8 protein-coding genes and 2 pseudogenes are annotated in these 9,825 nt (G+C 39.3%); 5 read left to right on the top strand and 5 right to left on the bottom strand.

Annotated elements, in window-relative coordinates; all coding sequences use genetic code 11:
• Positions 1-276: 276 nt before the first annotated feature.
• Positions 277-1,203, bottom strand: a pseudogene (guaA, locus tag ACQV2T_RS00735) (glutamine-hydrolyzing GMP synthase); the annotation flags it as partial.
• Between the two features lie 192 nt (positions 1,204-1,395).
• Positions 1,396-2,343 (bottom strand): type I pantothenate kinase, encoded by a 948-nt coding sequence (coaA, locus tag ACQV2T_RS00730; protein WP_428893102.1) that lies wholly within the window; start codon positions 2,341-2,343, stop codon positions 1,396-1,398.
• Between the two features lie 160 nt (positions 2,344-2,503).
• Here coaA and mvk point away from each other — a divergent pair, with 160 nt between their 5' ends.
• Genes mvk through fni form a run of 4 tightly spaced genes read left to right on the top strand, consistent with a single transcriptional unit; the run spans position 2,504 to position 6,765 of the window.
• A complete protein-coding gene (gene mvk, locus ACQV2T_RS00725) occupies positions 2,504-3,523 on the top strand; it encodes a mevalonate kinase (RefSeq protein WP_428873337.1) in 1,020 nt (339 codons plus the stop codon).
• Positions 3,516-4,514: a diphosphomevalonate decarboxylase gene (gene mvaD / locus ACQV2T_RS00720; protein ID WP_428876170.1), complete on the top strand. Its 999-nt coding sequence runs from the start codon at positions 3,516-3,518 to the stop codon at positions 4,512-4,514. Before mvk ends, mvaD begins: the two co-directional genes overlap by 8 nt.
• Before the next feature lie 10 nt (positions 4,515-4,524).
• Positions 4,525-5,673: a phosphomevalonate kinase gene (locus tag ACQV2T_RS00715; protein WP_428882142.1), complete on the top strand. Its 1,149-nt coding sequence runs from the start codon at positions 4,525-4,527 to the stop codon at positions 5,671-5,673.
• A 3-nt stretch (positions 5,674-5,676) separates the two neighbouring features.
• On the top strand, positions 5,677-6,765 hold the full coding sequence (gene fni, locus ACQV2T_RS00710; protein WP_428882144.1) for a type 2 isopentenyl-diphosphate Delta-isomerase: 1,089 nt from the start codon (positions 5,677-5,679) through the stop codon (positions 6,763-6,765).
• Between the two features lie 106 nt (positions 6,766-6,871).
• On the opposite strand, the gene ACQV2T_RS00705 is transcribed toward fni, so the two are convergent.
• The 3 genes and pseudogenes from ACQV2T_RS00705 to ACQV2T_RS00695 form a co-directional block, all read right to left on the bottom strand.
• Positions 6,872-8,299 (bottom strand): RNA-binding domain-containing protein, encoded by a 1,428-nt coding sequence (locus ACQV2T_RS00705; RefSeq protein WP_428882146.1) that lies wholly within the window; start codon positions 8,297-8,299, stop codon positions 6,872-6,874.
• Positions 8,289-8,504: an AbrB/MazE/SpoVT family DNA-binding domain-containing protein gene (locus tag ACQV2T_RS00700; protein WP_428873331.1), complete on the bottom strand. Its 216-nt coding sequence runs from the start codon at positions 8,502-8,504 to the stop codon at positions 8,289-8,291. Before ACQV2T_RS00700 ends, ACQV2T_RS00705 begins: the two co-directional genes overlap by 11 nt.
• 25 nt (positions 8,505-8,529) lie before the next feature.
• Positions 8,530-8,783 (bottom strand): annotated as a pseudogene (locus ACQV2T_RS00695) (DNA cytosine methyltransferase); the annotation flags it as partial.
• A 297-nt stretch (positions 8,784-9,080) separates the two neighbouring features.
• Here ACQV2T_RS00695 and pyrF point away from each other — a divergent pair.
• A complete protein-coding gene (gene pyrF, locus ACQV2T_RS00690; protein ID WP_428876586.1) occupies positions 9,081-9,818 on the top strand; it encodes an orotidine-5'-phosphate decarboxylase in 738 nt (245 codons plus the stop codon).
• Positions 9,819-9,825 lie beyond the last annotated feature (7 nt).

Genomic DNA, 9,825 nt, shown 5'->3' with positions numbered 1-9,825 from the left:
GTGTCAGGAAGAAAAGAAAAGGAGACCAAGCAACCGTTAATTGCTTAATCTCCTTAGATAGCATAACCCTATTTGACATAGAGCCAAAATCAAAAGACTAGTTACTAACTCGCCTCTTACCTCAATCAGGGGTTTGTTCTTTAACTAGTCTTTTATTTTCTTCTATTATTCTTTATTCCCAGTGGTTAGCCACTATTTATAGCATCAAAACAGTATCATGAACCACTCGTACCCTTAGAGTAGTTAGTAAAATCAAGGGTTACAAAATCTCGGGACCTATTCCCACTCAATCGTTCCTGTCGGTTTTGGTGTGAAGTCATAAAGTACACGACTCACACCTGGCACTTCGTGGGTAATGCGATCAACAATCTGTTGCATAAGATCGAATGGAATGTTTTCGACGGTTGCTGTCATTGCATCTTTGGTATTGACAGCACGCACAATGACTGGCCAATCGTAAGTACGCTTACCGTCTTTGATACCAGTTGATTTAAAATCAGGTACCACGGTAAAATACTGCCATACTTTTTCAGCCAGACCGTTCTTAGCAAATTCTTCGCGTAAAATTGCATCTGATTCTCTGACTGCTTCTAAACGGTCACGAGTAATTTCGCCCAAACAACGAACGCCTAAACCTGGTCCTGGGAAGGGTTGACGGTAGACCATCTCATGAGGGAGTCCCAAAGTTTCACCAACTATACGCACTTCATCCTTGAAGAGAATCCGCACAGGTTCTACTAATTCAAAGTTCATGTCTTCTGGTAAACCCCCCGCATTGTGGTGAGCTTTGATGCCGTCTTCACTTTCTAAAATATCGGGCCAGATAGTTCCTTGAGCTAAGAAGTCTACGCCTTCTAACTTGCGCGCTTCTTCAGCAAAAACTTCGATAAATTCATTACCGATAATCATCCGTTTTTCTTCAGGATCAGTTACGCCTTCTAATTTCGTTAAGAAGCGCTCCACACTATCTGAATAAATTAAGTTGGCATCCATTTGGTTTTTAAAGACTTCAACCACTTGTTCTGGCTCGCCTTTACGCAATAAGCCATGATTGACATGGACACAAATTAATTGTTTGCCAATGGCTTTAATTAATAATGCAGCTACTACAGAGGAATCCACGCCTCCCGATAATGCTAATAGAACTTTCTTGTCGCCTACTTGTTCTCTGATTAAGGAAATTTGTTCTTCAATAAATTTCTCAGCCATCTCTGGGCTTGAAATACGTTCCATAGCTTCAGGTCTTCTTACTTCTACCATTGTATTCCTCCTAAATTTTATCTCTTGCGTTTATTCTATCATGCTTCAGCGAATGAAAGTATGTTTTTACAAGTTTTTATTCGGAATTTATCCTTTTTGTTCGCCTTTTAAATCTATTCAGCCAAAAGATAAGTTTTAGTATTTTTTAACGTGAATATGGTCAATATAGTGATTAACCGACTTATGCAAGACCACATCCGCTCGTGAACGAGTTGGCTTAATATATTGGATTAAGTTAGGCAAGTTGATGGTAAACCAAACATTATCTGCATAAGCGATGGCTTCTTCTCGACTCATATTACTCATTTTATGATAATAATTAGAAGAATCTGTTTTCGCCATTTGTAAGTGAACCAAGAATCGCTCAACAAACCACTTATGGATTAGTTCTTGTTCAGCATCCATATAGATCGAAAAATCAAAGAAATCACTGACATAGATTTGTTGATTGGAAGGAAGTTGCAAAACATTAATCCCTTCCACAATTAAAATGTCCGGATTATTGATGATTTGATACTGACCTTTGACAATGTCATAACATAGATGGGAATAGGTCGGTACTGAGAAAGGAGAAGTCTGCGTCTTAATATGAGTCATAAATTCTAAGAGTAAGGACATATCATAGGACTCTGGAAAACCTTTACGGTGTAGCATCCCTCTTTGTTCTAGAACCTCATTTGGATAGAGAAAACCATCGGTAGTGATTAACTCCACTTTCCGTTTAGGGAAGGTCTCACTTAGCAATTGATGGAGCAAACGAGCCGTCGTTGATTTGCCAACAGCTACTGAACCTGAAATTCCAATGATGAAAGGCACCTTGCGGTATGCAAATGGGTCCACTTCCCCCATGGCAAAAAATTCCTGTTTAGCCATATTGTATTTCATGGTATGTTGAAAATCTGCTTCAATATAATGTAATAACGGACCATAAATTTCTCTAACATCTGTTTGCGTCAAACGGTCTTGGAGCGACACTAAACTAGCCAGCTCATCAATCGGTAAAATCTCTAAATTTTCCGATTGGAAAGCTTGCCATTCTTTACGATTATAGGTGGCATAATAATCATTCATTGCAAAATACATATCTTCCTCCTACTGAAGTCTCATAATGAATTAATACAAACTTCTTGTAATATGTGTTAAAATACTCCAATGAAACAGTATTTTTTAATGGTTAATTTGGCTCTTATTTTAGCATAAGCGCTACCATTAATATATATCTTTTACAGAAAGGAGCTAGTTCATGAACCATTCATTCGGTAAACCTCATTATTCTTTGAAATCAACTTCAAGCAAAAAAAATAAGCTGGGCCTTGGATTTGCTCATTCTAAAATTATTTTAATGGGTGAACATGCCGTGGTTTATGACTATCCGGCCATTGCCATTCCTTTCAAACCCTGTCAGGTAAAAGTCCAAGTGACACCTTCTGCTTACGCTTATTCAACCATTGACTGTCCTTATTATAAGGGAGCTTTTGAACAAGCACCGGATCATTTAAATAATTTAAAGATGGCTTTAAAACTAACCTTAGACTCCAAACAACTACCCAAAAGACCACTTCATATTGAAATTCTATCTGAAATACCACAAGAGCGTGGTATGGGATCTTCAGCAGCTGTTTCTGTGGCTTTAATTCGAGCAGTTTGTGACTATTATGGTAAGACCATCAAGGATTATCACTTACGCATGATTACAAATGAAGCAGAAGTGATTGCCCATCAATCAACATCGGGGATAGATACCCTAGTAACTTCTTCCAATCGATCTATTATATACTGTAAGAGTCAGCAAGCTCGTGATTTTGATTTGGACTTAGAAGCTTATTTAGTAGTGGCTGATTCCGGTCAAGTTGGCCAGACCAAATTAGCTGTCAATCACGTTGCCCAACTAAGACAAAGTAAGGCTAGCTTTGTTAATGGCGCTATGGAAACGATTGGGTTTTTTGTTCGTCAAGCCTTCCTAGCGATTCGTAAAAAAGATCCACTTGAACTAGGGCGTTTAATGACTTACAACCACTATTATCTCAACCAATTAGGTGTTTCCAACCCTTCCCTTGACCACATCGTCAATGCCGCTTGGTTAGCTGGCGCTTTAGGAGCTAAATTAACCGGTGGTGGCATGGGCGGTTGCGTGATTGCCTTGGCTAAAGATCAAACTCATGCCCAAATGATTGCTGAATCGATGGAACAAGCCGGTGCAGAAAAAACATGGCTACTTAACCTTTCAAAAGCAGAACAAGCAAAGGAGTCACATCATGACTAAAGATTTTATTGCTAATTTTCAAGCCCATACTAATATTGCTTTAATCAAGTATTGGGGCAAACGCAATCAAGACTTGATGTTGCCAGTTACCTCTAGCCTTTCTTTAACGCTAGAGGCTTTTTATACGCAAACACAAGTGCATTTTTCTAAGAGTTATGACGAGGATCAATTTATCCTAAATGATCAAACTCAATCTATCCAAGAGCGGCAAAAGATTTCGCGCTTTTTAGACCCGTTTCGTCAAATCAAGAACACGGATTTAAAAGCACGAGTAATTAGTTACAACCACGTCCCCACTGCAGCGGGTCTAGCTTCATCGGCCTCAGCCTTTGCTGCTTTAGCCTGTGCCTGTAATGAGGCCTTAAATCTCAATCTATCTCAAGAAGAACTTTCAATCATGGCCCGCTTTGGTTCAGGCTCTGCCTCTCGCTCTTTATTTGGCGGCTTTGTGGAATGGGAAAAAGGACAAGGTGAGGACTCTCAATCGAGTTTTGCTCGTGCTTTTGATGATGCCGATTGGGACATTGGCATGATTGCTTTAGTAGTCAATCATAAGGCTAAAAAGTTTTCCAGCCGTCAAGCCATGCAACACACCATTGAAACTTCCCCTTTCTACGCTTTATGGGCAGAGGAAGTAGCTAAAGATTTAGCATTAATTAAGGCAGCCATTAAGGCTAGAGATATTCAAAAAATCGGTCAAATCGCTGAACATAATGCCATGAAGATGCACGCAACCATGTTGGCAGCTAATCCAAGCTTTAGCTACTTTCAAGCGGAATCCTTAAAGGCCATGGAAGCCGTTCGCCAACTGAGAAAGACTGGCTTAACTGCCTACTTTACCATGGATGCGGGACCGAATGTTAAAATCATCTGTCCCTACAGTCAAATTCCTGCCATTCAAGAAAAGTTGAGGCAAGACTTTCACCCGCAAACAATTATTGTCTCTCGCCCCGGACCTCAACCCTTCTCAATTCCGCTTATTAATCATTAGGAGGATCGTCATGAATCCTAGGCATTGCCTTCAATCATCACAAACTCAAACCATAAAAATCCCTGGCAAACTCTATATTGCTGGTGAATACGCTGTTTTGGCGCCTAAGCAAGCAGCTATCTTGATTGCGGTCGACCAGTACCTTGAGCTGACAATCCGTCAAAGGACTAAGAAAGGCTGGCTGATTGAAAACCATCAAGGAGGCTATGCGCCCCTTTGCTTAGAAACAGATGATTCGCACTTGAGAGTTGCAGAAGACTATTCCCTAGAAGAAGATCAACTGGACCAGTGGCGTTACGTGATAGAAGCAGCTAAGGTGACCCACACCTTCTTACAAGAATCGAACTTTAATAGTCGAAACTTTCATTTACACATTCGATCACAACTATTAAGTGACTCGGGTAAAAAATACGGTCTAGGCTCTAGCGGTGCCGTAACAGTCGGTACCATCCAAGCTATACTTAACTTTCACAAAATCAAGCTTTCAGCTGAGAGGCTCTACCGCCTAGCCGTTATCAGTCAACTGCGTCTAGGAGCTTCTGGTAGCTTTGGCGATATCGCTGCTAACGCTTTTGGTGGTTGGACCTATTATATGGCACCTGATCGCAAGCTTTTAAAAGAAATGATCGCTAACGCTCCTTCGATTACGGCTTTATTAAAGCAAGAATGGCCAGATTTAATAATTGAAAACTTAGCCGTTTCTAAAGACTTGCAAGTCCTGATTGGCTGGACTCAGCATACGGCTTCTACCGACAATTTGGTCAAACAATTAAAAGACCAAATATCTGCTCAGCCACAAGCTTTCCAAGCCTTTATAGATCAAGCCCCTGCAGTCGTTCGTCAATTAAAAGATGGACTAATTAATAATCAAGCAGACCTAATCCAACAAGCCATCAGTAATTACCGTAACTTACTACTTGGCTTAGGTAAGGCTTATAACCTATCCATTGAAACGGCTGCTTTAAATCAGCTGATTGAAATTGGTAATCAACATGGCTATGCTAGCAAGAGTTCAGGGGCTGGTGGTGGAGATTGCGGTATTGCCTTAGGTTATGATATAAATACCAAGGAGATCATTCTCAAGCAATGGAAAGTTCAAGGAATTGTGCCCCTAAATCTTCAAGTGGCCCCACAATCAAGCTCAGAAAGGATTGAATAGATAATGACTTCTTCTTTATCGACCAATCGTAAAGATGACCACCTGCGTTATGCTTTAGACCAACAAAAGACTAGAAAAAATAATTCCTTTGATGACGTCCGTTTTGTCCACCATTCACTGGGTCGTCTTCATATCCATCAAATTGATTTATCCACTCAATGGGCAGGTAAAAAACATTCTTTACCTTTTTATATAAATGCTATGACAGGTGGCAGTCCTAAAACAAAAAGTTACAATCAGCATTTAGCCCAAGTTGCTGCAAGTACTGGTTTAACCATGGCGGTCGGCTCTATTTCAGCTGCCCTTAAAGACCCTCAAGTGGCTGATTCCTTTACCATTATTCGTCAAATGAATCCCCAAGGCTTTATCTTAGCCAACCTGGGAGCCCATCATGATCTGGAAAATGCCAAAAGAGCCGTCGACTTAGTTCAAGCCGATGCCTTACAGATTCATTTAAATACCGCTCAAGAGGTTGTAATGCCAGAGGGGGATCGTGATTTTTCAAACTGGAAAGAAAACATTCAAAAAATCGTTGATGACCTAGGGTTGCCTGTTATTGTTAAAGAAGTTGGCTTTGGTATGAGTCAAGAAACCCTTCAAGAACTAAAGGAATTAGGGGTCCAAACGGTGGACCTAGGTGGACGTGGTGGCACCAACTTTGTTCAGATTGAAAATCAGCGCAATGACCAGCTAGACTTTTCAAGCTTGACCAACTGGGGGCAAACCAGTGTAGAAGCTTTGCTAGAATCGCTGAATTTTCAAGATCAAATCAACATTTTAGCTTCGGGTGGTATCCGCGACTTTTTAGACATCGTCAAAGCTTTAGCTTTGGGCGCTAAAAGTTGTGGGATTGCAGGCAAGTTTCTGCATTCGGTGGACCAATTAGGTGTTGATGCGACCGTTGATTGGGTAGGTGATTGGGCCTCAGCCCTTAAACGAACCTTACTCCTCCTATCGTGTCAATCAATTGAAGATTTGCGCAAAACAGATTTAATCCTCAGTGGCGAAAGTTACCATTGGGCTACAGCCAGACAGCTTGATATCAACGCTCTTGCCCAACGCAGTCGAAAAAGCGAAACTTTCAAGACTTAATTTTTTTAATGTTTATTTTTGTTAGACGCTAAGACATAAGCATGCCCATTTTAGAAGCACCTTGTGTAACATATGTTTGACAACTCTAGAGTTTTCTTAATAGTTTTTATTCATCTAATTCCCAATATCCATTATTACCACTTCCAATATATCTTAGGTTTTCTATTTCTTTTATTCGTCTTTCAATGGTTTTTTCACTTACACCAGCTTGTTCAGCTATTTCTTTTCTTGTTATCTTATTGTTAGCTCTTATCTTATCTATAATAAAGTCTATTAAATCTTCCTTGGACTGAACGACATCGTGAACGACATCGTGAACGACACCGTGAACGACAGTCCCCCCACCCACTTTTTTCGTGGCAATTTCCTTTAGGGGAATGATGGTTTTAAAAATATCTCCTTCTTCAAAAACAGGTTCGGCTCCTGAATAAAGTTTTGCGTATTTATAGGTGTTTCTCATACCAGAGCCTAGTTCATCAGCAATTCCAATTTCTCGAAAGACTTTTGATATAGGTGGGTTTTTTGGAAAGGGTTTAAATCTTTTTATATCCAAAACACCTAAACCATGGGCTAGATTACTATTTTCAACTAAAATCTTTTCATCATCTATAATCATCTTGGCTGGAAAGCCACTAGAATAATCCCTATGGGCTAGGGTGTTGGATATTATCTCCCTTAAAATCATATCTCTTGCATTAACATTTAAAGTCCCGTCTAGAACAAATAAATCATTTAGATGTTTTTGCCCAAAGGCTAAAAGTCGATCATAGGAATCAATGAGGTTGGTTATCACCACATCTCGATCATCATAACGGTCTTTATTTACAACTCGAAAGATGGCATCTGTCTTATGTTGAGGTAAAACAGACATAATAGTAGAATCCTTGCCGAATAAAAGGATTCCTGCCAAAGTAATCCCCTCTTGGTTACTTTCAGGGTCAAGCAAGATTAAATTGGTGCTTCTTAAGAGTTCTTCATTATCCATGGTATCCCATAGGTGGTTTTGATTACGACTTAGGGCTTTTGTCCTAGCCTTGTTTATGACTTCTTCATCTAAATGCTCTAAACCTATCTTGGGATAGACCTTATTTACAAAATAAGACCCTTGCTTTCTAGCATAGAGTTTGTAAACCTGTTCTGACTGGTCTGTGATGTTGATATCTCCTTCATGTGACCTGTCCCAAATTCGCCCATTATGCCTACATACTTGAGAGCCTCTTGGTACTCTGATATAAATTAAGGTCTTACCATCGATATCCATTGTTTTGGGAACTAAATAAAGGGGTGGATTTATTTTTTGAGGATTATTGATGGCAGTCGTAAAATCCTTGATGATCTTATCAACTTTTCCTGGATTGACACCAATCATTTCTCGATTATCTTTTACCCCTAAGATGATGTAACCACCATCTCGGTTATTAAAGGCACAGACAGAGTTAAAGACATCCTTATTCAAGTCATTTTTAGCTTCCTTGAATTCAACATTTATGGTTTCTCCCTTATGAATTAGTTCTAGTATCTCATCAGGACTCATCTTCTTCCCCTCTGCTTTCTTCTTTTATCATATTTTCTTCATAGGCTAACAAATAATCCTTAGAGTTTATTATTTGAACCTTTCCTTGATTGACTAGAAAGCTAACTCGATCACCAGGAGCAATTCCCATAAGATCCCTTACTGCCTTTGGAATCGTCACCTGTCCCTTAGCCATTACCTTTGCATTTTCAATAAAATTATCCATTAGATCCCTCCTACTTTTCCTACTTTTAATTATACTGAATATATAACAAAAAAAACAAGAAGGTCTTATTGTTCATTAGCTTTATTTTTTCTTGTTTAACTATCTCATTTACTATGACTTCCAATACATCTACCACAATTGAATTACCAGCTTGTTTATATAAAATACTTGAAGTGCATTTTTTCTTCTTGGATGGGTCTTTTCAAGTATATCTATATCCTTATCATCAAATCCCATTAATCTTAAACATTCTCTTTCTGTTAAATACCTAAATTTTCCCTCCTATCCTTTTCATCATTTATTATAGTGGATAGTGGGACATTTTGATTTGTGTTCTCTTGAGACATTATCATTTACGTTTAACACATAATTTTTTAAATGTTTATTTTCCTATTGACAATTCCTTTGATTCATTTTATACTCTTAACAATTTGAAACGATCGCTTTAAACATGTTCAGAGAAGCATGAAAGAAGATCCACACCCTGAGTATGCCTTTGGGCATGCTTTTATGGATATATCTTTTATGCCTAACCGAATATGTGGTTAGGCGTTTTTTATTAGAAAGGTGGACTTTATGGAACTCAATCCTCAACTACCCATTATTGCGCTTGATTTTGCCAGTGATCAAGAAATCTTAGACTTTTTAAAGCTTTTACCCCAAGGTCCCCATAATATAAAAATAGGCATGGAAGTTTTCTATTTGGGAGGCCCTCAACTTTTAGAAACCATTTCCAGTCAGGGTCATGCTGTTTTTCTTGACCTTAAACTCCATGACATCCCTAACACCGTGATGAGATCCATGCGAATTCTCGCTCAATTGGGTGTAGCCATGGTTAATGTCCATGCGGCAGGTGGACTTAAAATGATGGAAGCAGCCAAAGAAGGTCTGATACAAGGGACACCTTCTGGTCAAAAAGAACCCCTTTTGATTGCAGTCACTCAACTGACTTCTACTTCTAACCAACAAGTGGAAGAAGAACAACTGATTACTGCCGGTTTAGAAACTTCAACCTTACACTATGCCAAATTAAGTCACCAAGCAGGCCTTGACGGTGTAGTTTGCTCACCCCATGAAGCTAAGGCGATCAAAGAGGTCACTCATACTAACTTCCTAACGGTTACACCAGGAATACGCCCACAAACGATAAATTGTACGGATGACCAGCACCGTATCGCTGATGTCCAAACTGCTGTTAAAAATCTCAGTGATTATCTCGTGATTGGTCGTCCAATTACCCAGGCAGATAATCCAAAAGCGGCTTACATGGACATAGTTGAAAAAATAGCTGAAGCACAAAAATTATTAAAATAGGAGGTCA

Source organism: Facklamia sp. P13069, assembly GCF_050409405.1.
Lineage (GTDB): Bacteria > Bacillota > Bacilli > Lactobacillales > Aerococcaceae > Facklamia.
This window is presented reverse-complemented; position numbering and strand designations above follow the sequence as displayed.

What these genes read in the sequence shown, in the direction of transcription:
- ACQV2T_RS00700 (WP_428873331.1), bottom strand. Translation starts at nt 8,504, where the DNA reads ATGGATAATTTTATTGAAAATGCAAAGGTAATGGCTAAGGGACAGGTG.
- mvk (WP_428873337.1), top strand. Translation starts at nt 2,504, where the DNA reads ATGAACCATTCATTCGGTAAACCTCATTATTCTTTGAAATCAACTTCA.
- coaA (WP_428893102.1), bottom strand. Translation starts at nt 2,343, where the DNA reads ATGTATTTTGCAATGAATGATTATTATGCCACCTATAATCGTAAAGAA.
- ACQV2T_RS00705 (WP_428882146.1), bottom strand. Translation starts at nt 8,299, where the DNA reads ATGAGTCCTGATGAGATACTAGAACTAATTCATAAGGGAGAAACCATA.
- mvaD (WP_428876170.1), top strand. Translation starts at nt 3,516, where the DNA reads ATGACTAAAGATTTTATTGCTAATTTTCAAGCCCATACTAATATTGCT.
- ACQV2T_RS00715 (WP_428882142.1), top strand. Translation starts at nt 4,525, where the DNA reads ATGAATCCTAGGCATTGCCTTCAATCATCACAAACTCAAACCATAAAA.
- fni (WP_428882144.1), top strand. Translation starts at nt 5,677, where the DNA reads ATGACTTCTTCTTTATCGACCAATCGTAAAGATGACCACCTGCGTTAT.
- pyrF (WP_428876586.1), top strand. Translation starts at nt 9,081, where the DNA reads ATGGAACTCAATCCTCAACTACCCATTATTGCGCTTGATTTTGCCAGT.